The sequence below is a fragment of the Kribbella capetownensis genome (assembly GCF_004331485.1).
In the GTDB taxonomy this organism is placed as follows: Bacteria; Actinomycetota; Actinomycetes; order Propionibacteriales; family Kribbellaceae; genus Kribbella; species Kribbella capetownensis.
On the sequence record NZ_SJKD01000004.1, the window covers coordinates 176479 to 200248 of the forward strand.

General features: G+C 68.1%; 18 protein-coding genes. 10 read left to right on the top strand and 8 right to left on the bottom strand.

Annotated elements, in window-relative coordinates; translation table 11 throughout:
* Positions 1-209: 209 nt before the first annotated feature.
* Positions 210-2243: a phosphocholine-specific phospholipase C gene (locus E0H75_RS19180; RefSeq protein WP_131514944.1), complete on the bottom strand. Its 2034-nt coding sequence runs from the start codon at positions 2241-2243 to the stop codon at positions 210-212.
* 237 nt (positions 2244-2480) lie between these two features.
* Here E0H75_RS19180 and E0H75_RS19185 point away from each other — a divergent pair, with 237 nt between their 5' ends.
* The 5 genes from E0H75_RS19185 to E0H75_RS19205 are packed head-to-tail and all read left to right on the top strand — an operon-like array spanning position 2481 to position 8431.
* Positions 2481-4715, top strand: coding sequence for a GAF domain-containing protein (locus tag E0H75_RS19185; protein WP_131514945.1), 2235 nt, complete (start codon positions 2481-2483; stop codon positions 4713-4715).
* Positions 4712-5095 (top strand): response regulator, encoded by a 384-nt coding sequence (locus tag E0H75_RS19190; protein WP_131514946.1) that lies wholly within the window; start codon positions 4712-4714, stop codon positions 5093-5095. The genes E0H75_RS19185 and E0H75_RS19190 overlap by 4 nt, the downstream gene beginning before the upstream one ends.
* The gene (locus tag E0H75_RS19195; protein WP_131514947.1) at positions 5092-6210 is read left to right on the top strand and encodes an adenylate/guanylate cyclase domain-containing protein; all 1119 of its coding nucleotides are present in this window, start codon (positions 5092-5094) and stop codon (positions 6208-6210) included. Before E0H75_RS19190 ends, E0H75_RS19195 begins: the two co-directional genes overlap by 4 nt.
* The gene (locus E0H75_RS19200; RefSeq protein WP_131514948.1) at positions 6207-7799 is read left to right on the top strand and encodes a peptide ligase PGM1-related protein; all 1593 of its coding nucleotides are present in this window, start codon (positions 6207-6209) and stop codon (positions 7797-7799) included. The genes E0H75_RS19195 and E0H75_RS19200 overlap by 4 nt, the downstream gene beginning before the upstream one ends.
* Positions 7800-7807: 8 nt before the next feature.
* Positions 7808-8431: a histone deacetylase gene (locus E0H75_RS19205; protein WP_131514949.1), complete on the top strand. Its 624-nt coding sequence runs from the start codon at positions 7808-7810 to the stop codon at positions 8429-8431.
* Here E0H75_RS19205 and E0H75_RS19210 read toward each other — a convergent pair.
* Complete coding sequence (locus E0H75_RS19210) at positions 8421-10535, bottom strand: M6 family metalloprotease domain-containing protein (protein ID WP_131514950.1); 2115 nt, start codon at positions 10533-10535, stop codon at positions 8421-8423. The two genes, E0H75_RS19205 and E0H75_RS19210, sit on opposite strands and share 11 nt — an antisense overlap.
* Positions 10536-10679: 144 nt before the next feature.
* On the opposite strand from E0H75_RS19210, the gene E0H75_RS19215 reads away from it, so the two are divergent.
* Both E0H75_RS19215 and E0H75_RS19220 read left to right on the top strand, forming a co-directional pair.
* On the top strand, positions 10680-12038 hold the full coding sequence (locus E0H75_RS19215; RefSeq protein WP_131514951.1) for an NAD-dependent succinate-semialdehyde dehydrogenase: 1359 nt from the start codon (positions 10680-10682) through the stop codon (positions 12036-12038).
* Positions 12039-12117: 79 nt separating this feature from the next.
* Entirely contained in the window at positions 12118-12528 is a 411-nt protein-coding gene (locus E0H75_RS19220) for a hypothetical protein (RefSeq protein WP_131514952.1), read from the top strand.
* Positions 12529-12588: 60 nt separating this feature from the next.
* Here E0H75_RS19220 and E0H75_RS19225 read toward each other — a convergent pair whose 3' ends face one another.
* Positions 12589-13098 carry an excalibur calcium-binding domain-containing protein gene (locus E0H75_RS19225; RefSeq protein ID WP_238163138.1) on the bottom strand — a complete coding sequence of 170 codons (510 nt, stop codon included), beginning with the start codon at positions 13096-13098 and terminating at the stop codon, positions 12589-12591.
* A gap of 293 nt (positions 13099-13391) precedes the next feature.
* Between E0H75_RS19225 and E0H75_RS19230 the strand changes: the two genes are divergently transcribed.
* Entirely contained in the window at positions 13392-13904 is a 513-nt protein-coding gene (locus tag E0H75_RS19230; protein ID WP_131514953.1) for a PaaI family thioesterase, read from the top strand.
* Between the two features lie 27 nt (positions 13905-13931).
* On the opposite strand, the gene E0H75_RS19235 is transcribed toward E0H75_RS19230, so the two are convergent.
* The 3 genes from E0H75_RS19235 to E0H75_RS19245 all read right to left on the bottom strand — a co-directional run bounded on the left by E0H75_RS19235 (position 13932) and on the right by E0H75_RS19245 (position 18075).
* Positions 13932-15188, bottom strand: coding sequence for an aspartate aminotransferase type Ic (locus E0H75_RS19235; protein ID WP_131514954.1), 1257 nt, complete (start codon positions 15186-15188; stop codon positions 13932-13934).
* Positions 15189-15255: 67 nt separating this feature from the next.
* On the bottom strand, positions 15256-17655 hold the full coding sequence (locus tag E0H75_RS19240) for a penicillin-binding protein (RefSeq protein WP_131514955.1): 2400 nt from the start codon (positions 17653-17655) through the stop codon (positions 15256-15258).
* A gap of 96 nt (positions 17656-17751) precedes the next feature.
* On the bottom strand, positions 17752-18075 hold the full coding sequence (locus E0H75_RS19245) for a TetR/AcrR family transcriptional regulator C-terminal domain-containing protein (RefSeq protein WP_202873054.1): 324 nt from the start codon (positions 18073-18075) through the stop codon (positions 17752-17754).
* On the opposite strand from E0H75_RS19245, the gene E0H75_RS19250 reads away from it, so the two are divergent.
* A complete protein-coding gene (locus tag E0H75_RS19250; RefSeq protein ID WP_131514957.1) occupies positions 18058-18597 on the top strand; it encodes a zinc-binding dehydrogenase in 540 nt (179 codons plus the stop codon). The genes E0H75_RS19245 and E0H75_RS19250 overlap by 18 nt on opposite strands.
* Before the next feature lie 120 nt (positions 18598-18717).
* Here the strand turns inward: E0H75_RS19250 and E0H75_RS19255 are convergent, their stop codons facing one another.
* The gene (locus E0H75_RS19255; protein WP_131514958.1) at positions 18718-19758 is read right to left on the bottom strand and encodes a LacI family DNA-binding transcriptional regulator; all 1041 of its coding nucleotides are present in this window, start codon (positions 19756-19758) and stop codon (positions 18718-18720) included.
* A 4-nt stretch (positions 19759-19762) separates the two neighbouring features.
* Complete coding sequence (locus E0H75_RS19260; RefSeq protein WP_238163139.1) at positions 19763-22141, bottom strand: glycoside hydrolase family 3 N-terminal domain-containing protein; 2379 nt, start codon at positions 22139-22141, stop codon at positions 19763-19765.
* A 265-nt stretch (positions 22142-22406) separates the two neighbouring features.
* On the opposite strand from E0H75_RS19260, the gene E0H75_RS19265 reads away from it, so the two are divergent.
* Positions 22407-23753, top strand: a complete 1347-nt coding sequence (locus E0H75_RS19265; protein ID WP_131514959.1) for an extracellular solute-binding protein — start codon at positions 22407-22409, stop codon at positions 23751-23753.
* The last annotated feature ends 17 nt before the right edge of the window (positions 23754-23770 follow it).

The window sequence follows — 23770 nt, forward strand, 5'->3', positions numbered from 1 at the left end:
AGAACCAGGCCTTGAAACCCGGATTGGTCAGCAGGGCTCGGTAGCGGGTCAGGTGATCCGTCACGACCTGCGCGACGGGAGGCCGGTCGACGGACCGTTCGATTTGATCCACGCCCGCGGGTCGGTGCGGATCCTGGTGCTCGGCGGAGGCCCAGATAGACGACGGGATGTCTGCCTGGGCCTTGCCGGGGTAGGCGTGCTGACTGAGGTCAGATGGTTTTGATTGCGGGATCGCTGCGGCCTGGGGTGCCGGTTTCTACGTGGCCGGCCAGGCGGCGGGTGTATGTCGCGTCTGTCGTGGTGGTGATGGTGACGTCGTACCAGTGTTCGGTGGTGGTGATGGTGTGGGTGGTCTTGCCCGGGCGGAGGTCGAGGCGCTTGGGCTTGCCGCCGTACGCGTTGGTGATGGTGACGCGGCGGGCGGTGTCGCTGGTCAGCGTGAGGTCGACGTCGCCGGTGCGGGTGTTCTCGCGGGCGGTGATCTCCAGGCCGGTGGCGGGCTTGCCCTGGAAGGTGCGCAGGAACCCGTTCGGTCCGTGCACGGTCAGGTCGTAGACGCCGTTGGAGTAGATCGTGTTCCAGCTGTCCGCGATGCTCTTGCCCGCCTCGGTCGTGTACGTCCACGGCCCGTCGGTCCGGTTCGCCGACGTGATCAGGAACTGCGCCCCGGCGTGCGCACCGGACCGGAAGCTGAGCGTGTACTTGCCGCCAGCAACCGATCCGTCGACGATCGGTGCATAGGGCAACGGCCGGGTACGGCGGGCGCCGCGCTCCTGACCGGGGACGCGGCCGACCGACGGCGGCGTCGGCACGTAGTCCGGGTGGCGCTCGTTGTCCGGCGGCACGTACGCCGACGTGTCCGGCAATTGGGCCGGCCGAGTGCTCGTCGTACCGAAGTCGAAGGCCGACGTCAGGTCACCGCAGATCGCCCGCCGCCACGGCGAGATGTTCGGTTCGTGCACACCGAACCGGCGCTCCATGAACCGGATGATCGAGGTGTGGTCGAACACCTCCGAGCAGGTGAAGCCACCGGTGCTCCACGGCGACACGACCAGCATCGGCACCCGCTGACCGAGACCGTACGCACCGTGCGAGGCCTTCGTGCCGGTGTACAGGTCGGGCGCCGGGTCGATTGTCGACAATCCCTGCGCCGCGGACAGCGGTGGGTACGGCGGGACGGCGTGGTCGAAGAAGCCGTCGTTCTCGTCGTACGTGATGAACAGCGAGGTCTTGCTCCACACCTCCGGGTTCGAGGTGAGCGCATCGAGGACCTGGGAGATGTACCAGGCGCCGTAGTTGGCCGGCCAGTTCGGGTGCTCGGTGAACGCCTCCGGCGCCGCGATCCAGGAGATCTTCGGCAGCCGGTCCGCCTTCACATCGGCGGTCAGCCGGGCGAACAGGCTCTCGCCGGCCTTCGCGTTCGTGCCCGTGCGTGCCTTGTCGTACAAGGGGTTCCCGGGCTGTGCGTTGCGGTAGTTGTTGAAGTACAGCAGCGAGTTGTCGCCGTAGTTGCCGCGGTAGGCGTCGTCGATCCAGCCCCAGCCGCCGGCCGCGTCCAGCCCGTCGCCGATGTCCTGGTAGATCTTCCACGAGACGCCGGCCTGCTCGAGCCGCTCCGGGTACGTCGTCCAGCCGTAGCCGGCCTCGTCGTTGCCGAGGACCGGGCCGCCGCCGGTTCCGTCGTTCCCGGTGTAGCCGGTCCACATGTAGTAGCGGTTCGGGTCGGTCGAACCCATGAACGAGCAGTGGTACGCGTCGCACAGGGTGAACTTGTCGGCCAGCGCGTAGTGGAACGGGATGTCCTCGCGGGTCAGGTACGCCATCGTGGTCGCGGTCTTGGCCGGGATCCACTGGTCGTACTTGCCGTTGTTCACCGCCTGGTGCGCGTCGGACCAGCTGTGCGCGAGGTCCTGGATGAACTGCAGGCCCAGGTTGTCCGCTTCGGGCCGGAACGGAAGGATCTCCTTCCCGGCGCCGTCGGTCTGGTGCCACACGGGCTTGCCGCTGGGCAGCGTCACCGGTCGCGGATCGCCGAAGCCGCGGACGCCCTTGAGAGTGCCGAAGTAGTGGTCGAACGAGCGGTTCTCCTGCATCAGGACGACGATGTGCTCGACGTCGGTGATGTCACCGAACCGGCGGTGCGCGGGGATCGCGGCGGCCTGCTCGATGCTGTTGGCCATCGCGGCGGCCGCGGCGGACGCACCGGCGAGCTGCAGGAACCTGCGGCGGTTGATGTCTGGCATGCCTGCTCTCCTTGTGGGCGGAGGGGACGGATGGAGGGTTCAGCACCAGCACGGCATCGCAGGCACCCTAGCTTGAACGATTAACCCACGGAAGATGAACTCTGCTGTTCATTGCATGTGCTCTTCACGCCATTCCGAACAGTGCAAGGTTGGTCGATCACCCGTGGAGTGATTGCTCTCCGCGATGATCGGCGGGAGACTGGACTAGCGCGGCCTGGGGGATTGGGGGAGGCTGCGATGGGCGGGCGCGCGCTCTTCGGCGCCAGGGAAAACGGACTCGAACGGCTCCGGGGGGAGTTCGCCGCACTGAGCGACCAGTTCGCCGCGGCCAACGAGGTCCTGTCGGCGGTCGGTCGCTCGGCGGGCGACCCGGACACAGTCCTGACCACCATCGTCGAGAGCGCCTGCCGCCTGTGCCGATCGCAGGCCGCGCAGCTGTACCTGCTCGACGGCGGGAACTTCCAGTTGAGCAAGGCGGTCGGGCTGTCGGCCGAGGCGACCCGCTATTTGATCGAGCATCCGACGCCGCTCGACCGGGCCACGCTGATCGGCCGGGTCGGCCTCGATCGCGCCACCCAGCAGATCCCCGACGTGCTCGCGGATCCGGCGTACGGGCGTCAGGAGCTCCAGCGACTGGCCGGGTTCCGGACCACGATGGGAGCGCCGATGCTCGTCGACGACGAGGTGGTCGGCGCGCTCGCAGTCTGGCGCAACGAGGTCAGCCCGTTCGGCCAGGGCGAGCAGGATCTCGTCACCGCCTTCGCGGGCCAGGCGGCGATGGCGGTGAACAGCGTCAAGCTCGTCCAGCAGCTCGAGGCGCGAGGCGCGGAGCTGACCCGCAGGCTCGGCGAGCTGGAGGCGTTGCGCGAGGTTGGGGAAGCGGTCAACTCCAGTCTTGATGTGGCGAACGTATTGTCGACAATCGCCAAGCATGCGGTGCGGATCTCGGCGACCGACGGCGGCTCGATCATGGAGTACGACGAGGACGAGCAGTGCTTCCTCGTTCGCAGCGTCTACCAGACCGCTCCGAGCGTGATCGAACGGTTGCGCCTTACCCGCATCCATCTCGACGAGACCCTCGTCGGCCGCGCGGCCAAGCTCGGCCGCCCGTTGGCGGTGCCCGACCTGAGTGCCGTCGAGCGCGACCCGCACCTGGCCGTTCTGTACGACGCCGGCTGGCGCTCGCTGGTCGCCGTACCGATGCTGCGCGAAGGACAGATCGTCGGCTCGCTGGTCGTCCGCCGGATGCGACCGGGTGAGTTCGCCGAGGAGACGCTGACGTTGCTGGAGATGTTCGCCGACCAGTCGACCCTCGCCCTGCTGAACGCGCAGCTCTATCGAGAGCTCAAGCAGCGCAGCGCCGAGCTCGAGGTCGCGAGCCGGCACAAGTCGGAGTTCCTCGCCAGCATGTCGCACGAGCTCCGTACGCCGCTCAACGCCGTCCTCGGGTTCTCCGAAGTCCTGCTGGAGCGCATGTTCGGCGACCTGAACGAACGCCAGGAGGAGTACCTGCGCGACATCCACGGCTCGGGCAAGCACCTGCTCGAACTGCTGAACGAGATCCTCGACCTGTCCAAGGTCGAGGCCGGCCGGATGGAGCTGGAGTACTCCACCTTCCCGCTGCGCCGCGTGCTCGACAACACCGCGTCGATGCTGCGCGAACGCGCGGCCGCACACGGTATCGACCTGCACGTCGAGGTCGGTCCGGGCATCGATCAGGTGTACGCCGACGAGCTCCGGCTGAAGCAGGTCGTGCTGAACCTGGCGACGAACGCGGTGAAGTTCACCGGCGACGACGGAGCGGTCGTGATCCGGGCGACACGGTCCGGGGCCGAGGTCCATATCTCCGTCACCGACACCGGCCGCGGCGTACCTCCGGAGGACCGGGAGCGGATCTTCGAGTCGTTCCAGCAGGGCGGTCGCGGTCCGTCGCAGGAGGAGGGCACGGGCCTCGGGCTGACGCTGTCGCGCCGGATCGTCGAGTTGCTCGGTGGGCGGATGTGGCTGGACAGCGAGGTCGGGGTCGGCAGCACGTTCGGATTCTCCTTGCGAAGCAGGGAAAGCGAGCCGGGCCGGGATGCGGCCCGAACCGTCGGCGACGTGGTCGTGATCGAGGACGACCGTCCGTCCCTCGACCTGATCACGGCGTACCTGTCCGGTGCTGCGCTGCGGGTGACGGTGGCCGGCGACGGTCAGTCCGGACTGGACGCCGTACGCCGGGTCCGGCCCGCCGTGGTCCTGCTGGACATCCGGTTGCCGGGGATCGACGGCTGGGCTGTGCTGCAGGCGCTGAAGGCCGAGGCGGCGACCCGCGACATCCCGGTGATCATCGTGTCGATTGTCGACGAACGGACTCGCGGTACGAAGCTCGGTGCCGCCGCCTATCTGGTCAAGCCGGTGAGCCGGGACGCGTTGCTGCAGGCCTTGCGCGCGGTGGGAGCCGTCGCGGGAGACGAGGGGGAGGATCGATGAGTCCAGGACTGATCCTGGTGGTGGAGGACAACCCGAAGAACCTGAAGCTGTTGCGCGACGTGCTGCGGTTCTCCGGCTACGACGTGATCGAGGCGACCTCGGGTGAGGACGGTGTCCGGCTGGCCGAGTCCGAGCAACCGGATCTGATCCTGATGGATCTGCAGCTGCCAGGGATCGACGGTGCCGAGGCGTTGCGCCGGATCCGTTCGAGTGAGCGCAGTCGCGCCGTACCGGTCGTCGCGGTGACGGCGTTCGCGATGGACCACGACCGCGAGCACGCGTTCGCCTCAGGCTTCACCGGGTACGTCGAGAAGCCGATCAGCGTCCGCCTTCTGCCACAGCAAGTCCGGGACTTCCTCCAACTCGGAGGTGCACGATGACCAAGGTGCTCGTCGTCGACGACCAACCACCGAACGTACGGCTGCTGGAGGCGATCCTCACCCCCCGCGGGTACGACGTCCTGACCGCATCGTCAGGAGAGCAGGCGCTGGAGGTGATCGCGGCCGAGGACGTCGACCTCGTGCTGCTCGACATCCTGATGCCCGGGATCGACGGCTACGAGGTGTGCCGCCGGATCCGCGACCAGGTGGACACGGCGTACCTGCCGGTGGTGATGGTGACGGCCAGCGGCGATGAGCAGAAGGTGAAGGCGCTCGAGGCCGGCGCCGACGACTTCCTGACCAAGCCGGTCAACCAGAGTGAGTTGCTGGCGAGGGTCGCCTCGCTCGCGAGGATCAAGGACTACCAGGACACGATCAAGCGCCAGGCGTCCGAGTTGTCGGCGTGGAACCAGGAACTGGAATCGCGGGTCGAGAGCCAGGTGTCGCAACTGCAGCGGATGAACCGGTTGCGGCGCTTCCTCAGCCCGCAGTTGGCCGAGCTGATCGTGGACTCCGGCGACGAGTCGTTCCTGGCCAGCCACCGGCGCGAGATCGTCGTGGTCTTCTGCGACCTGCGCGGCTTCACCACGTTCGCCGAGGCGAGCGAGCCGGAGGAGGTGATGGGCGTGCTGGAGGAGTACCACCACGCGCTCGGCGACCTGATCTTCCGGTTCGAGGGAACGCTGGAACGCTTCGCGGGCGACGGCTTGATGGTGTTCTTCAACGACCCGGTCCGCTGCGAGGACGGACCGCTGCGGGCGCTGCGGATGAGCGTCGCGATGCGTACCCGGGTCCGCGGACTGGCCGAGACGTGGAGCCGTCGCGGGCACGACCTCGGGCTCGGTATCGGTATTGCCCAGGGCTACGCGACGCTCGGCACGATCGGGTTCGACGAACGACTGGACTACGCCGCCATCGGCAGCGTGACCAACCTGGCCGCGCGACTGTGCGCCGACGCTGAGGCGTGGCAGATCCTGGCTACCGAACGGGTGTACAGCGCCGCCGGCAACGCGGTCATCGGCGAGGACGCCGGGCTGCGGGAGGTCCGCGGTTTCAGCCGCACCGTGCATGCGTACAGCATTCGCGGTCTCGACAACTCCAAGGTCGCGTCATGACCGGCGATCTGTGGACCGCTCCGGACGAGGCGGCTCGGAGCCTGTCCTCCCTGACCGAGGACGAGCGGTACCAGTACTTCGACCAACTGCAGTCGAGGATGGCCGGGGTGTGGGCCGCGATGCGCCTCAACCATCCCGACGAGTCGGTGGTCGTCGTACCGTCGCTGACGCTGGACCGGACCGAGTCGGCCGGCACCGGGACGATGATGCAGGCCTACGAGGAACGGTTCCTGTTCCTGCTGATCCTGCTGCGGGAGCCGCGGCTGCGGATGATCTACGTGACCTCGGTGCCGATCGCGCCCGAGATCATCGAGTACTACCTGGCGCTGTTGCCCGGCGTGATCCCGAGTCATGCGCGGGCCCGGCTGTCGTTGATCGCGGTGAACGATGCCACGCCGATCTCGCTCAGCGAGAAGCTGCTGGCCCGGCCGCGGTTGCTCCAGCGGATCGCCGACCTGATCCCGAATCCGTTGCGTTCGCACCTGATTCCCTACAACACCACCGAGCTCGAGCGTGACGTCGCGATCAGCCTCGGCATCCCGATGTACGCCGCCGATCCGCGGCTGGCCCCACTGGGCTCGAAGTCCGGCTGCCGCCGGTTGTTCGCCGAGATCGGCGTACCGCATCCGCTCGGGGCGGAGAACCTGCGCACCCTCGACGACATCGCCGACGCACTGCTCGCGATGCGGGCCGAACGTCCCACGATGGACAGCGCGATCGTGAAGCTCAACGAAGGCGTGTCCGGCGAGGGCAACGCGGTCGTGCGGCTGAAGGGGTTGCCCGCGCCGGGGTCGGCGGGGGAGCGGGACGAAGTGCTGGAGCGGCTGCGGGCGATGGAGCTGGAGTCCCAGAAGATGCCGTTCGAGACGTACATCGCCAAGTTCGCGGAGAACGGCGGAATCGTCGAGGAACGGATCGTCGGCACGGAGTTGCAGAGCCCCAGCGTTCAGCTGCGAGTCGTGCCCGGTGGTGCCGTCGAGCTGTTGTCGACGCACGACCAACTGCTCGGCGGCGCGAGCGGCCAGAGCTACCTCGGCTGCATCTTCCCGGCAGCGCGGCAGTACGCGCGGATGATCTCCGAGCACGCCGCGACGATCGGGCGGCGGCTGGCGAGCGAAGGAGCGCTCGGGCGTTTCGCGATCGACTTCGTCGTGGTCAAGGACGAGCTCGGCGCGTGGACGCCGTACGCGATCGAACTGAACCTGCGTAAGGGCGGGACGACACACCCGTTCCTCACGCTGCAGTACCTGACCGACGGGCGCTACGACCCGCGGACCGCACTGTTCTTGACCTCGAGCGGCCAGGAGAAACATCTGGTCGCGACCGATCACCTGGAGTCGGAACTGCTGACGGGCTTGATGCCTGCGGACCTGTTCGACATCGTCGCGCGGCACGGGTTGCACTTCGACCAGGCCAAGCAGGTCGGTGTGGTGTTCCACATGATCAGCTGCGTGACCGAGAAGGGCAGGCTCGGGCTGACCGCTGTGGGCGACACTCCGGCCGAGGCGGACCGCCGGTACCGTGAGGCTTCCCGCATCGTGCTGGCGGAGGCCGAGCAGGCCTCCGTGGAGCGTGCCCTCCCGGTCTGAGAGGTTCGATGGAGCGAGTCTGGTACGTCGCCTACGGTTCCAACCTCGCCCTCGACCGCTTCCGCTGCTACCTGGCCGGCGGTCGCCCGGCCGGCGGGATGCGGGTGTATCCGGGCTGCCGGGATCGCAGCGACCCCGAGCAGATCGCGGGTGTCGACGTACCCGGGCGTCTGCTCTTCGCCGGGGCGTCGAAAGTCTGGGGCGGCGGGTCCGCCTTCTACGATCCGGCCGGTCCCGGCCGCGTCGCCGGACGCGCGTACCTGCTGACTCCGGACCAGCTCGGCGACGTCGCCGCGCAGGAGATGCGTCGTGAGCCGGGCGGGCCTTTCGCCCGCGACCTCGCCGGCCTGCTGGCCAACGTCGAGTCCCTCCACACCATGGGCCCGGGCCGCTACGAAACCGTCGCTCGCCTCGGCGAACGCGACGGTCTCCCGATGTTCACCGTCACCCACGGAAACGCATCCGACCTGGATCCGGCCGCCCCCACAGCGCCGTACCTCCGCTGGATAGCCACCGGCCTCACCGAAGCCCACGGCTGGACCACGCCGCAGATCGTCGACTACCTGTCGGCCGCGCCGGGCGTCCAGTTGTCCTGGACGCCCGACGCACTGACCGAGCTGCTTACCGCCTGATCGCGATGCAGGTGGCGGTGGACTTCTTGGTGGGGTCGCTCTCGGAGGTGGCGGTGAGAGTGATCTTGGCGAGCGGAGCGATGCCGGCCTTGGCGTAGACCGGAACGTTCACGTGCTGGCCGGCGTTGGCGGTGGCCAGCGCGTTGGGGAGCTGGACGTCCCAGTTCTTGCCGTCCACCTTCGCGGAAACGCGGTACACATCGCCCTTGAGGTACGGCGTGACGTCCTCGGGGTGCTGTGCTCCGGTGCCGGCCTTGCCGGTGTTGGTGAGGTTGAAGTTGCAGGTCTGGACGCCGCCCTGACCAGGCTTGGCGACCGTCGGCAGGACCCGGACGCCACGCTTCTGTGGGCCGGCGCCGTCGAGCGAGCGGATCGCGACCGTGTAGGACAGGACGGCCTTGCCGTTGCGGTGGATGTTGGTGACGTAGAAGTGCAGCCGGTTGGCGGTGTCGGTGTACTCGTACTCGCTGCCGGAGTTCGTGCCCGCGTGGAACAGGGCGTCGGACAGCTGACGGTAGTCGCCGATGGTGATCGGTACCTCGGTGCCGTCGGGCAGCACGTAGTCGGTCATCTTGATGTCCTGCGGGTTCGCGTCGACGACCCACTCGAACGGCGCCCGGTCCTGGTTCTTGGTCTTCGCGAGCAGCACCCCGGAGTCGGGCGTGAACGAGTCGGTGCCCATCCGGTCGACCACCTCGACCGTGTAGTTCTGGTAGCCGCGGCCGTCACACAACGCGTCGGTGTTGACGTCACAGGGCGGTGCCAGGTCGCCCGCTCCACCGAGCGCGATGTTGACGCCGGACAGGCCCTTCGCTCCCGGCTCGACAGACCGTGCGGTGACGTCAGCGATCACCACGCCGGACGACGCGAGGGCTTCGCGGGACAGCCGAAGGACGTTCTGCTCGTCGACCATCTCGAGCTTCATCTTGTTCCGCAGCATGTGTTGCGCGCCCATCGACGCGCCACCGGTAGCAGGGATCATCCACCGGCTGTGTGGTCCGCCGGGACCGTTGAAGCTGCCGCGGCTGAGCATCTCCCAGATGCCGGTGTAGGAGCGTCTCGGCGGGACGCCGTACGGATTGTTGTAGTTGTCGCCGATGCCGAGGATGTGGCTGAACTCGTGGGCGAAGACACCCATCCCGGAGCTCTCGGCCTGGGTGGACGACCCGCCGCCGGCGTTCGGCCAGATCGACGCGCCGGCAGCCCACGAGGTCCAGTCGACGTACCGGGTGTCCGACCAGTTCGGCAGCGCCGGGTCCGGCGGGCCGAAGTCTTCGGTGACGTCCTCCTTGTTCGGGAACTTCATCATCCCGAACTCCTGCCAGGTGGACGATTCGTCCTGCCCGGCGCTGAGGAAGAACACGAAGTCGAACCCGGCCGGGACCTCAGGCCCCTGGTCGGCGACCCAGGCGGCGCGACCGTCGGCACGGATGTCCTTGGTGCAGTCGTCACCGGCCGGGCAGGCGGAGTCGCCCTGGAACTCCATCGCGTACTCGTGCGACTTGCCGGGCATCCGGTACGGGCCGAACGCCGTCAGGTCCACGCCGTACCGGCCTCCGGAGTCCTCCATCCAGTACTCGTGCAGGGTGTGGCCGCGGTTCAGCGCGCTGGGTGTGTTGAGGAAGTTCTTGTAGAACTGCGCGACCTGGTCCCGCGGTACGCCGTTCGCCTCGGCGCTCGGGTTGCCGAACGGCGTGGAGCCCTTCGGCTTGGTGATGACGAAATCCTGGTTCGGGTAGTCGACCAGCACCAGCGCACCCTTGAACGTGCGCACCGATCCCGGCACCGCGGGATCGGCCCAGTTCGTCCCGGGCGGCTTGCGGTAGTCGTTCCAGGTCATGTGGTCGGGGTTCTCCCAGTTCTGCGGATCGATCGGCCCGGGCAGGCCGTTCTTCGCCGTGGTGGCGATCCGCTGTTCCGGCCCGGCCGTGCCCGACTCCTGCCACGGTTGCTTCTGTGGCCAGTGCGGGTACTGCCAGGCGTTCGCGGGATCCGGGGGAGCGGTGGCGTCCGGCGCGGCGAGCGCGAGACTCGGCACCGAGACAGCAGCCAGTACGGCGACCAGCCGCACAACGACAAGACGGTATTTCCGTAGCTCAGACACGGGCGGGCATCCGATCAACGAGTGGGCGGGACAGCCCTGAGCATGCCCGGCCACACCCCCGACGACAACAGGTGAGATCACTGTATACAGTATGGAGTGGAGTGGTTAGCCTGGGCGCTTGCGTCGTCTTTGGATGGAGGACCCATGTATTCAGTCACCGACCCGGCCACGGGTGTGCTGATCGAGGAAGTCGCCAACTCGACGGACGAGGAGGTGCGGGAGTCGATCGGGCGGGTGCACTCCGGCTATCCGGGGTGGCGACGCCGGACCGTCGAGGAACGCGCCGCGATCGTGGCGCGCGCTGCGGACCTGTTCGAACAACGGACCGACGAGCTGGCCGCGATCATGACGCAGGAGATGGGCAAGCGGATCAACGAGGGCCGCGGCGAGGTCGGCATCGTGGTCGACATCTTCCGGTACTACGCCGAGAACGGGCCGGCGTTGCTGGCCGACGAACCGCTGGACATCAAGGGCGGACGGGCGGTCATCACCAAGGGCCCGATCGGCGCGCTGCTCGGGATCATGCCGTGGAACTTCCCGTGCTACCAGGTGGCCCGGTTCGTCGCGCCGAACCTGGTGCTCGGCAACACCATCCTGCTCAAGCACGCGTCGATCTGCCCGCGTTCGGGCCGCGCGATCGAGGAGATCCTGCGGGCGGCCGGCGTACCGGACGATGTGTACGTGAACACGTACGCGTCCAGCCGGCAGATCCCGGCGATCCTGGCCGACCCGCGGATCGTCGGCGTCTCGCTGACCGGCAGCGAACAGGCCGGTGTCTCGGTCGCCGCCGAAGCCGGTAAGAACCTGAAGAAGACCGTGCTCGAACTCGGCGGCTCCGACCCGCTGATCGTGCTCGACACCGCCGACATGGACGAGACCGTCAACTCGACCGCGACCGCCCGGATGCGCAACTGCGGCCAGTCCTGCAACGCGCCGAAGCGGATGATCGTGCTCGCCGACATCTACGACGAGTACGTCGACCGCCTGACCAAGCGCGTCGCGGAGTACTACGTTCCCGGCGACCCCGCCGACCCGGAGACGAAGCTGCCGCCGCTGGCCTCCAACGCGGCCGCGGACGAGGTCGCAGGCCAGGTGGCGAAGGCGGTTGAGCAGGGCGCAACCCTGCGCACCGGCGGCCGGCGCGTCACGCCGGGTGCGTTCCTCGAGGCAACCGTCCTCACCGACGTCACGCCGGAGATGGACGCGTACTACGAGGAGATCTTCGGGCCGGTGGTGATCGTGTTCAAGGCCGAGACCGAGGCCGAGGCGATCGCGCTCGCGAACGACACGCCGTTCGGTCTCGGCGCATCGGTCTGGGGCACCGACGACGAGCGTTCCCGCCGTGTCGCCGAACAGATCGAGGCCGGCATGGTCTACCTGAACCGCGCCGGCGGATCCCAGGCTGACCTTCCGTTCGGTGGCATCAAGCGGTCCGGCATGGGCCGCGAACTCGGGCCGGCCGGCATCGAGGAGTTCATGAACAAGAAGTCCATCCGCCTGTAACTGGCAGCAACCGGCCACGGCGCGGCGGCGGCCGGCGGGACGCCTCATGCTCTGAGCGCGAGGCCGGCGACTGTGGGGCGTGACGACAGCCGAGCAGAGGTACTGGTTCGGCCACCGCGTCGTGGACGCGCCGAAGACCGCGCGCGGCGAGGCCGACGTCAGTGCGTCCGAGGCGGATGACTACACGACGAAGCTTCCAGGCAGCTGGAAGACGACCGACCCGACCGTCGCCTCCCTGGTCGTCTGTGCAGACGATCCCGACTACGGAACGGCGGTTCGCACCTGCCCGTACACACCGGTGAAGAACCCGAGCGCCTTCCCGACCGACGTGACCTTCCACAAGATCGCGATCCCGGTGAAGGCGTACGAGTTGCGCACCGGCTGGCTCGTGGCGCGCACCACGCTCCAGATCAACAGCTCGTCGTGTCCGCGGACGCTCCACTTCACGTCGTACTTCGACTCCGACTTCTACGTGCCGTCCAAGGAGTAGGTGACCCCGACCAGTGCCAACGTCCAGGCTGCCTTCCAGCCGGTGGTCGTCCGGCCGTGATCAGGAGTTGCCGTGGTCGCAGGCGATGCCGTCGCCGTTGCGGTCCAGGTCGCGCGAATAGCCGGGGTCGCCACGATGGAGCGGCGCCTTGCCGGCGGCGCGGACCTCGTCGCAGTTCTCGTAGTGGACCGCGCTCACGACCGAAGTCGACGGCGTCGACGACACGGTCGCTGACGGCCCTGGGGCGGCCGTCGGCGGCTCCGCCGGCTCGGCGGTGGGCTCGACGACCGGTGATCGTTCCGGCGTGGCCGACGGTGCGGGCGTCGACGTCGGCCTGCGCTCGATCTGCCGGGTCGGCTTCTCGGTACGGCGCAGTGCGGTCGGCTCGGTGGTGGGTGCGACCGAGGTGGACCGGATCGTCGTTGGTTCCGGACCCGTTGCCGAGGTGACTGTGTCGCCGCTGCTGAACGGCTTGTAGAACAGCAGCGCGCCGATCAGGGCGAGCGGGATCACGGTGATCGCCACCAGCTTGACGCTGCTCGGACCGCCGTACCCGTCCGAACGGCCCACGGACCGGACACCCCCGCTCGTCGACCCAGAAGGACCATCCCGCCGGGGCCGGCGGCCACGACTCGTTCGGCCTCCAGCGTCTGGGTGGCCGCCACCGCGCCGTCGGCGGATCGGGCCATTCAGGCGGTGTGTTGAACTGCCTCACGCAAACCTCCCCCAGTACGCCCAGCAGCCTAGCGAGGGCGGCGCCAGAGGCAAGTGCCGGGGTCGGAGCCCCTTGTTTTCATGCGCTTGAACGACAGTGAGTGCTAGGTCTCGTTGACGGACCCAGCTCGGCGTGTGAAGCTCGGTCCATGACGGAGACTCAGGAGCAGACCCGGAGCCGGACCTTCTCGTGGTCCGACCCGGCAGTGGCCGCCGCGCGGATCGGGACCACGTCCGGACTCGAGATGCTGCACGCGATGGGCAACGGCGAGATCCCGGCGCCGCCGATCCTGCAACTGGTCGGCGCCACCGGGCTCGAGGCCGAGGAAGGCCGGGTCACCGTGCTGATGCCGGCGCAGGAGTTCCACTACAACCCGCTCGGGACCGTGCACGGCGGGATCATCGCGACCCTGCTCGACACGGCCGCCGGCTGTACCGTCCACTCGACGCTGCCGGCCGGGTTCGGCTACACCTCGCTGGACCTGATGACGCGTTTCATCAAGCCGGTGACGATCAAGTCCGGTCTGCTCCGCTGCGAAGGCGGCATCATCAGCCGCGGCCGCCGTACCGCGGTTGCGGAGTCGCGGTTGTTCGACGAGGCCGGCGCGCTGCTGGCTCACGCCACCTCGACCTGCCTGATCTTCGAGTTGCCGACCGCCTGACAGCGGTCGGCAACTCGAGAGCGGGCGTCAGCCGGCCAGGAGCTTCTCGGTGCCGACGAGGCGGACACAGGTGGCGAGGCCGGAGATCGCGGCCTCCACCTCCGGGAGTTCCGGGTACGTCGGGGCGATCCGGATGGTGCGGTCGGCCGGGTCGTCGCCGTACGGGTGGGTCGCGCCGGCCGGGGTGATGGCGATGCCGGCCGCCTTGGCCTTCGCGACGACCTCGCGGGCGCAGCCCTCCGGCACCTCGAGGTTGATGAAGTATCCACCGGCCGGGCTCGTCCACGTCGCCAGCCCGGTGCCGCCGAGCTCTGCGGTCAGGATCTTGTCGACCGCGTCGAACTTCGGCCGGATCAGGCCGGCCAGGTTCCGCATGTGCTCGTGCAGCCCGTCGGCGTCGCGGAGGAACTGCACGTGCCGCAACTGGTTGATCTTGTCCGGCCCGATGCTGCGCTTGACCGTGTGGCTCAGCCACCACTCGACGTTCGCGGGCGAGGAGCCGAAGAACGCGACGCCGCAACCGGCGAAGGTGATCTTCGAGCTGGACCCGAACACGAAGGCCCGGTCCGGGTGACCGTTGTCCGCGCAGAGTGCCAGGACGTCGGCGATCTCCGCCGGTGCGTCGGTCAGGTGGTGTACGGCGTACGCGTTGTCCCAGAAGATCCGGAAGTCCGGTGCCGCGGTCTCGATCGCCGCCAGCCGCCCGACGGTCTCGTCGGAGTAGACCGAGCCGTCAGGGTTGCTGTACTTCGGCACACACCAGATGCCCTTGATCCGGCCGTCCTCGGCGACGAGGCGCTCGACCACGTCCATGTCCGGGCCGTCGGGTGTCATCGGCACCGGGATCATCCGGATCCCGTACCGCTCGCAGATGCCGAAGTGCCGGTCGTACCCCGGCACCGGGCACAGGAACGCGATCTCCGGCTGGTCGGCCCAGCGCTGCTCGGCGCCCGGCACCAGACCGAGCAGCGCGAACACCACGGCGTCGTGCATCAGTTCGAGGCTGGAGTTCCCGGCGGCCAGCAACTGCTCGACCGGCACCTGCAGATCCGCCGCGAAGATCGCGCGCAGCTCGGGCAGTCCGTTCAGGCCGCCGTAGTTCCGCAGGTCGGTCCCGTCGGCTCCGACCGGATCACCTTTGAGCTCGAGCAGACCGTTGGCGAGATCGAGCTGCCGGGGTGACGGCTTCCCGCGCGTCAGGTCCAGCTTCAGCCCTTGGGCCACCAGCGCCTCGTAGTCCTGGCGGGCACGGTCACGCTGGGCGGTCAGCTCGTCGACGCTCACGGGAGTCCTTTCACGGTCGGGTGATGGTCCAAGCCTAGTGATCACCCGACCGTGACTGCGGACAGGGTCAGCGCCGCCGGCACTTCGGGTAGCGCGGGTCCGTCGGTGGGCAGGTCGGCCAGCCCGGCGGCAGCTGGATCGTCGGCGGCGTACCGGGCGGTCCCGGTGTCGTCGGCGGCGGAGGCGGCGTCGCCTGGCTGCCGTTCGACAGGTACAGCGTGATCTTCGCACCGGCCGGTGCGCCGTCCTCCTGGCGCGGACTGGTGTACGCGACGGTGCCCGCCGGTGCGTCCGAGTCGACCGGCGCCGGCGCGACCTCGGCCTGGAAGCCGAGCTGCTGCAGCTGGGCGATCGCGATCGGCGGCAGGACGCCCTTGAGCTGTGGCAGGTCCTTCACGTTGCCGCGGATCGTCAGGTCGTCCGGCCGCACGAAGTGGGTCGACGGCAGACCCTTCAAGGCACCCTGCAGTGCGGTCTCCCAGATCGGTCCCGCGGTCCCGGAGCCGGACGCGTTCCCGATCTCCTTGCCGTTCAGCGTCAGCCCGGCCAGGTCCGTGTACTTCGGCGTCGCGTCGGCCACCACCGACGCGGCCGCGAGCCTGGTGGAGTAGCCGGCGAACCAGACGGCGATGTTGCCGTTGATCGTTCCGGTCTTGCCGGCCAGGTCGCTCCGGCCGAACTTCAGCTTGCTACCGGTGCCGCCGGATCCCATCACCTGGTTGAGCACGTAGTTGACGCCGTCGGCGACCTTCGCGGTGAGCGCCTGCTTGCAGCTGCGGCCCTTGACCGGGATCGACTTGCCCTTGCTGGTGGTGACCGCGGTGACGAGGATCGGCGTGCAGTACTTGCCGCGAGCGGCGAAGGTCGCGTAGGCGTTGGCCAGCATCAGCGGTGTGATCAGACCGGCGGACCCGAGCGTGAACGACGGGACCTGCTGCAGCGGCTTCATCGTCTGGGCGTCCTGCATGCCGAGCTTGGACGCGATGGTCGCGATCGGGCACAGACCGACCTGCTCGGACAGCTGCAGGAAGTAGGTGTTCGTCGACGCCTTGGCCGCGTCGATCATCGACGGGTCCGCGATCGTCTTGGTCGAGTTCTTCGGCTTGTAGTCCGGGGCGGACGTCGTACCGCTGCAGGTGCTGAACTTCTTGCCGCTCAGGTCGATCTGCTGCGGCGAGTTGATGCGGTAGGTGAGGGGGACACCCTTCTCGATCGCGGCGGCGATCGTGAACGCCTTCATCGTCGAACCGTTCTGGAACCCGCCGTACCCGCCGGCGTAGGACTTCTCGACGTTGTAGTTGTACGACGTCTGACCCTTCTTGTTGCCGTACGGCTTGCTCTGCGCCATCGCCTTCACCAGGCCGGTGCCGGGCTCGACGATGGTGACCGCGGCCACCGCCTGGTCACTGGGCTTGGAATGCTTCTTCATCGAGTCCTCGGCCGCTTTCTGGATCCTCGGGTCGAGCGACGTCCGGATCACCAGGCCGGCGGTCTCGATGTAGTTCTCCGCGGCCTGCGGAGTCTTGCCGAAACTCGGGTTGTTCTTCAGCTGGGAGACGATGTACTCGCAGTAGAACGGGTACTTCGAGTTCGCGCAGCCGTTGGGTACGTTGCGGACCTTCTTCGGATCGATCACCGGGGTCTTCAGTGCGGCCGTGGCCTGTGCGGCGGTGACGATGCTCAGTTCCTGCATCCGCCGGATCACCACGTCGCGGCGCTCCTTGGCCCGCTTCATGCTGTTCGTCGGGTCGTAGCCGGTCGGGTTCTTCACCAGACCGGCGAGCATCGCGGCCTGCGGCAGCGTCAGCCGGGACGCGTGCACGGAGAAGTAGTGCAAGGCGGCGGCTTCGATGCCCCAGGCACCATCACCGAAGTTCGCGAGGTTGAGGTACTTCTCCAGGATCTGATCCTTGGAGTACTCCTTCTCGACCGCGATCGCGTACCGGAGCTCGGCGACCTTGCGTTCGTACGTGTCAGCCGTGGCCGCCGCGGCCTCGTCCGGCGTCTTCGCCTTCTCGACCAGGTTCATCTTGACGTACTGCTGGGTGATGCTGGAGCCACCCTGCTGGACCCCACCCTGCGACTGGTTCCGCAGCAGTGCGCGCAGAGTGCCCTTGGCGTCCAGCGCGCCGTGCTCGTAGAACCGGTCGTCCTCGATCGCCACGATCGCCTTGCGCATCATCGGGCTGATCTGCCGCAACGTCACCGGTACCCGGTTCTCCTGGTACAAAGTGGCGATCAGCGAGCCGTCGGCCGCCTGGATGATGCTCTTCTGGGAAACCGGCGCCGCCTTGAGGTCCTGCGGCAGGTACTGGACCGTGTCGTGGGCCTTCGCTGTGGTCACCCCGGCCAGTCCGGCGAGCGGAAGGGCCAGGCCGGCGACGAGCGCTCCGGCGAGAGCGCTGGTCAACAGGAAGAGAACCACCGACTGGACGACCTTGGGGCGGGCCGGCTCGCGTCTGTGCATGGTCCGGCAGATTAGCCCCGGAGGGGCTTCACCGGGACATTTTCGTCACGGAATTAACACATCTGCCCAACGATCTCACCAATTGTGACGGAATGGTCACTGCCGGCCGACAACGGCGGCGCCGGCGATGACGACGGCCAGGCAGTCCCGGAACAGGTCGTCCACGCTCCGGCCGGGTTCGAAGTACTCCTGGATGGCGGTGACCGACGCCGGGTGTGCGGCCCGGAAGGTCTCCAGGTCGAATCCAGTCACGTCGGGCGGTGGGCTCTGCTCCTCGAGGACATGGCCGACGGTGAAGCGTTCCACGGTCAGCGCGATGATCCGGGCGTCACGCAGACTGACACCGCGCTCGGCGAGTGAGCTGATCGCGAGCTCGGAGATCGCGGCCAGCTTGAGGGACAGGTGTGCCGCCGAGACCACGCGGGCGCCGTTCAGGTCGCCCGCCTGCTCGGCGCCGGCCGGATCGTCGCCACCGGTCGCGACGACCAGCAACTCGCCGAGGTCGAGGCGCTGGGCGCGGACACGGTCATCAACACCGCGGTCTCCGACGACGAGCTCACCCAGGCGTTCATGGATGCCAAGGGCAACGGGTACGACGTGGTCGTGGACATTCTGTGGGGCCGTCCGACCGAGGTGCTGCTGCGGTCGCTGATCCCGGAGTCGTTCGCCTTCGCCCGGCCGACCCGGATCGTGCAGATCGGCGAGTCGGCCGGCACGGACGTCGTCGTACCGGCGGCGAGCCTGCGTACGTCCGGGGTCGAGTTGTATGGCGCGGCGCGGAACCTCAGCCCGGAGACGATGGGCGAGGCCTACGGCCAGGTGGTCGAGTGGACCCTGTCCGGCGCCCTCACCTTCGCCCTCGACCGGGTGCCGCTGAGCGAGATCGAATCCGCCTGGCAACACACCGCTCGACGCGGTCGCCGACTGGTGGTCCTGCCCTAGGGTCTCCAGTTCAGGACCTTGAGGGCGTCGCGTGACTCGAGGACGACGTGGGTCCCATCGCCACCGGTGAGCTCACGGACCTGGGTGTGCGCGGAGTACGGCGTACCTGACTGATTGGACTCAGGAGACGGAGCGGATGCGGTTGGGGGCGGCGGAGCCACGGATGATCAGGGTGGTGGCCAGCTCGACGTGGTGTGAGGCAACCTTCTCGCCGGCGGCGAGTTGGAGGGCGGTGCGGAGGGCGACGGCTCCCATGTCGCGGAGCGGCTGCTTGACGGTCGTCAGTGGCGGCGACGCGAGCCGGGCGATCTGGGTGTCGTCGAAGCCGACCACGCTCAGATCCTCGGGGACCCGCAGACCGCGGGCGCGCGCTGCTTCCAGTACGCCGAGCGCGGCCTCGTCGCTACCGGCGAAGATCGCGGACGGCCGGTCGGCCAGGTCCAGCAACGCCGCTCCGCCGGCGAGGCCGTCGTCGTACAGAAAGTCGCTGAGCCAGATGTAGTCGCGTGGCACCGGGGCGCCGACCGCCTCCATCGCACTGCGGAATCCGCTCATCCTGGCCTGGTTGCAGCCCGAGGTCGGCGGACCGCCGACGTACGCGATCCGGCGATGGCCGAGCGACAGCAGATGCTGGGTCGCCGCCATCCCGCCGGCGAAGTTGGTCGAGCCGACGCTGGTCACGTCGGGCTGCGGGATGTTGGCCGGGTCCACGACCACGAGCGGCAGCCGGGCCCGCGACAGGGCGGCCAGGTCGGCGTCGGCCAGCTCACTGGTGATCCCGATCGCGGCGCGCCGCCCGGCCGCGATCACCTCACGGATCCACCGGGCCGCCCGTCCGGAGCTGGTCGTCTGCGGGTGCGGCGGGTGTGCGTTCAGTACGACGTCCACCCCGGCTGCCTGGCCGGCGTCGACGACACCCTGGATCACCTCGACCGAGTACGCGTTGACGATGCCCTGGTAGAACAACTCGACGGTGTCGCGCTCGACCGTCTCCGGCCGGCGGCCGACGTACCCGTGCTTCTCCAGGATCTCCTGCACCCGGGCCCGGGTGACCGGCGAGACGTCGCTGCGCCCGTTCAGCACCTTGGAGACCGTGGCGATCGACACCCCGGCGGTGCCGGCGACGGTGGCGAGGGTGACGCGTCCCTTCAGCCGTGACATCTCATCACCCTCCTCCCGGGGCGTCGGCGGTGACCGGGGTGCGGTCGACCGGAGTGGTCAGCATGCGCTCGTGACCCACCACCCTCACATCCCCGGTGATCCGGACGACAGCGCGACACGGCAGGTCCTGCGACGACGTGCCGAGCATCACTTCGAACTCGCCGGGCTCGACGATCCGGCGCAGATCCGGTCCGGTGTACGCCGTGCGATCCGCGTGCACACGGAAGGTTATGTCAACCGCGGCCTGGGGTTCGAGCGATATCCGCGCGAACCCGGTCAGCAGCTTCAGTGGCCGCGCGATCCGCGCCACCACGTCGTGCAGATAGAGCTGAACGACCTCGTCGCCGGCCCGGTCGCCGGTGTTGCGGACCCGCACGGTCGCGGTGAACTCACCGTCGTTCCCGATCTCGGTCGCGCTCATCCGCAGGTCACCGACCTCGAACGTCGTGTACGACCCGCCGTACCCGAAGGGGAACAGCGGCGCGGCCTCGAGACCACTGATGCCCGCACTCTCGACACTGCCGAGGGCCGGCTGCAGGTACGTCCCCGGCTGCCCGCCCACGTGCCGCGGGATCTGCACCGGAAGCTTGCCACTCGGCACGATCCGCCCACTCAGTACGCCGGCGATCGCGGCGGCACCCTCCTGGCCGGGGATGAACGCCTGCACCAGTCCGGCGACCCGGTCCGCGATCTCACCGAGCGCATACGGACGCCCGGAGACCACCACGACGACGACCGGCTTGCCGGTGGCAAGCAACTGGTCGAGCAACTCGCCCTGGACGCCGGGCAAGCGCAGATCCTCGGCGTCACAACCTTCCCCGGAGGTGCCGTGGCCGAACAGTCCGGACAGATCACCGACGTATGCGATGCAGACATCGGCGTCTTGGGCCGCGGTGACAGCTGCTTCGAACCCGCAGCGGTCGTCTCCCATGACGTCACATCCCTTGGCAGACAGGAGTTCGACGTCCGGGAGTTCGTTGCGGAGGGCATCGACCGGAGTGACCACCTCGACGCCGAGGCCGCGGTCCGGGTACCGCGGCAGGACGTGGTTGGGGAACGCGTAGCAACCCATCAGGGTCCGCGGATCGCCCGCGCACGGGCCGACGACGGCGATCCGCCGCAGGTCTGTTGACAGCGGCAACGACGATCCCGCATCGAGCAGGATGACCGACCGCTCGGCGAGCTGTCGCGCGATGGCGCGGTTCTCGGCCGAGTCGAGGTCGACCGCCGCATCGCCGACCGAGCCCGCCGGGGTCCAGTCGGGATCGAGCAGACCGAGCCGGGCCTTCTGCAACAGCAGCCGCCGGGCGGCGCGATCGATCAGTTCCTCGGACAGTTCGCCCGATTTCACCTGGTCCAGCAGGCCGGCGAAGCCGATGGTGTCCGGCAGTTCGACATCGGTGCCGGCCGTCAGCGCGACCATGCCCGCGTCGGCGTTGTCGGCGGCCACCCGATGCATCGACGCCAGGAACGGCACGGCCCAGTAGTCCGAGACCACCGTGCCGCCGAAGCCCCATTCGTTGCGGAGAACGTCGGTGAACAACCATGAGTCCGCGCCGGCCGGCAGACCGTCGATGTCGGAGTACGAGCTCATCACCGATCCGGCGCCGGCCGTCGCGATCGCGGTCTCGAACGTCGGCAGGATGATGTCGAGCAACTCCCGCCGTCCCATCGACACCGGCCCGTGGTTGCGGCCGGCGCGGGACGCGGAGTACCCGGCGAAGTGCTTCAGCGTCGCCAGCACGCCCGCGCTCTGCAGCCCGCGCGCGTATGCCGACCCGAGCATCGCGACCAGATACGGATCCTCGCCGATCGTCTCCTCGACCCGTCCCCACCGATAGTCGCGGACCACGTCCAGCACCGGCGACAACCCCTGATGAACGCCGACCGCGGCCATGTCCCGCCCGATCGCGGCCGCCATCCGCTCGACCAGGTCTGGGTCGAACGTCGCACCCCAGGCGATCGACGCCGGGTAGACGGTCGCGCCGTACGTCGTGAATCCGGTCAGGCACTCCTCATGCACGAGCGCGGGGATCCCGAGCCGGGAGCTCTCGAGCACGACCTCGTGCTGCCGGATCAGTTCGGCCACGCCCTGCTCGACCGACTGCGGGACGCTGCCCCAGACCCGGGTGAGGTGACCGAGGCCGTCCCGGCTCGCCTCGGCCAGGGATGGCGCGGCGTCGGTGGCGAAGACGTCCTCCATCGGCGCGACGTTGATGGTCTCGTCCGCGGGCAGCTCGGCGTCGGCCATGTCGTTGCCCACCCAGCGGCTGCCGAGCTGCGCGATCTTCTCCCGCAGCGTCATCGCCTGCAGCAGCAGTTCGACCCGCTTGTCGGCCGGCAGTCCCGGGTCCCGCCACGGCTGGTCGCTCGAGCTGGACAAGAAATTCTCCCTAAATCGGCGCCGTTGGTTGTGACAAACTATCGAAAAAGTTTCGATAGTTTCAGCGATCTTCGCCGTCGTCACAAAGTCTGGGAATCACCCGTGTGACCAGGCGATTCCGTGACCTCACTGTGACCGCAAAGAGCCGGTAGTTCAAGTCTTGACAGCGACATGTTCGAAATCTACGTTACGAAACATCTTTTAATTGTCCGGTGCTTCCGCGACCGGCGGAGCAGCATGGAGTACGGAGATCACAGTGGATCCCATGGCGACATCTCGGCGTACGTTCCTCGGCCTGGTCGGCGGGGGCGCACTGGCGGCCGGCCTCGCGGCCTGCGGTAGCTCCGGCCCGAAGACCACACCCGGTTCGACCACTGGTGCGGCCGCCGGCACCGGTACGACGTACTGGTACCTCACCGGCCAGCCGCAGGAGGCGATCCGGGACGCGCAGGTCAAGCGGTTCAACGACGCGAACTCGGGCAGTCAGATCAAGACCACCAAGTTCCAGAACGACGCGTTCAAGGCGAAGATCAAGACCGCAATCGGTGCCGGCCAGGGGCCGACGCTGATCTGGGGCTGGGGCGGTGGCGGCCTGAAGGCCTACGTCGAGGCCGGCCAGGTCGAGGACCTGACCGACTGGTTCAACCAGCAGACCGACCTGAAGAACTCGATCTTCCCGTCCGCCTTCACAGCAGCGACAGTCAACGGCAAGCTCTACGCGGTGCCTGGTGAGACCGTGACGCCGATCGTGCTGTTCTACGACAAGCGCTCGTTCGAGAAGATCGGTGCCGAGCCGCCGCAGTCGTGGGGCGACATCATGGACCTGGTGCCGAAGTTCAACGACAAGGGCATCGCGCCGTTCTCACTCGGCGGCCAGTCGCGCTGGACCAACATGATGTGGCTGGAGTTTCTGTTCGACCGGATCGGCGGCAGCGAGGTCTTCCAGAACATCTACGACGGCAAGAAGGACGGCTGGTCCGACCCGTCCGCGCTCAAGGCGCTCGACGAGATGCAGAAGCTGATCAAGGCGAACGGCTTCATCAAGGGCTTCTCCTCGATCACCGCCGACTCCAACGCCGACCAGGCGCTGCTGTACACCGGCAAGGCAGCGATGATGCTGCACGGCGCGTGGACCTACGGCAACATGAAGTCGGCCGGTAAGGACTTCGTCACCGGGGGACACCTCGGGTACATGAACTTCCCGCCGGTCGACGGCGGCAAGGGCGACCCCACCGACACCGTGGGCAACCCGGGTCAGTACATGTCGATCTCCTCCAAGGCGAGCCAGGCCGACAAGGACAACGCGAAGAAGTTCATCGCGAACAACACTCTCGACGACGCCACGGTGGATGCCTGGGTGAAGTCGGGCAACATCCCGGTCGTGAAGAGCGCGAAGGACAAGCTCTCGTCGATCACGGACAAGAACGACTCCGAGTGGCTGAACTTCGTCTACGACACCGCGGCGAACGCGAAGAACTTCGCCCAGTCCTGGGACCAGGCACTCAGCCCGACCGCGGCCGAGACGCTGCTCGACAACATCGCCAAGCTCTTCCAGCTGTCGATCTCCCCGCAGCAGTTCGCCGACAACATGAACGCGGTGATCGGACAGTGACTCTGACCGCTCCGCCT

Bases quoted from the DNA above. Each gene is read 5' to 3' on its own strand.
- E0H75_RS19200 (WP_131514948.1), top strand. From the start codon at position 6,207: ATGACCGGCGATCTGTGGACCGCTCCGGACGAGGCGGCTCGGAGCCTG.
- E0H75_RS19230 (WP_131514953.1), top strand. From the start codon at position 13,392: ATGACGGAGACTCAGGAGCAGACCCGGAGCCGGACCTTCTCGTGGTCC.
- E0H75_RS19185 (WP_131514945.1), top strand. From the start codon at position 2,481: ATGGGCGGGCGCGCGCTCTTCGGCGCCAGGGAAAACGGACTCGAACGG.
- E0H75_RS19240 (WP_131514955.1), bottom strand. From the start codon at position 17,655: ATGCACAGACGCGAGCCGGCCCGCCCCAAGGTCGTCCAGTCGGTGGTT.
- E0H75_RS19255 (WP_131514958.1), bottom strand. From the start codon at position 19,758: ATGTCACGGCTGAAGGGACGCGTCACCCTCGCCACCGTCGCCGGCACC.
- E0H75_RS19215 (WP_131514951.1), top strand. From the start codon at position 10,680: ATGTATTCAGTCACCGACCCGGCCACGGGTGTGCTGATCGAGGAAGTC.
- E0H75_RS19190 (WP_131514946.1), top strand. From the start codon at position 4,712: ATGAGTCCAGGACTGATCCTGGTGGTGGAGGACAACCCGAAGAACCTG.
- E0H75_RS19205 (WP_131514949.1), top strand. From the start codon at position 7,808: ATGGAGCGAGTCTGGTACGTCGCCTACGGTTCCAACCTCGCCCTCGAC.
- E0H75_RS19195 (WP_131514947.1), top strand. From the start codon at position 5,092: ATGACCAAGGTGCTCGTCGTCGACGACCAACCACCGAACGTACGGCTG.
- E0H75_RS19265 (WP_131514959.1), top strand. From the start codon at position 22,407: ATGGCGACATCTCGGCGTACGTTCCTCGGCCTGGTCGGCGGGGGCGCA.
- E0H75_RS19180 (WP_131514944.1), bottom strand. From the start codon at position 2,243: ATGCCAGACATCAACCGCCGCAGGTTCCTGCAGCTCGCCGGTGCGTCC.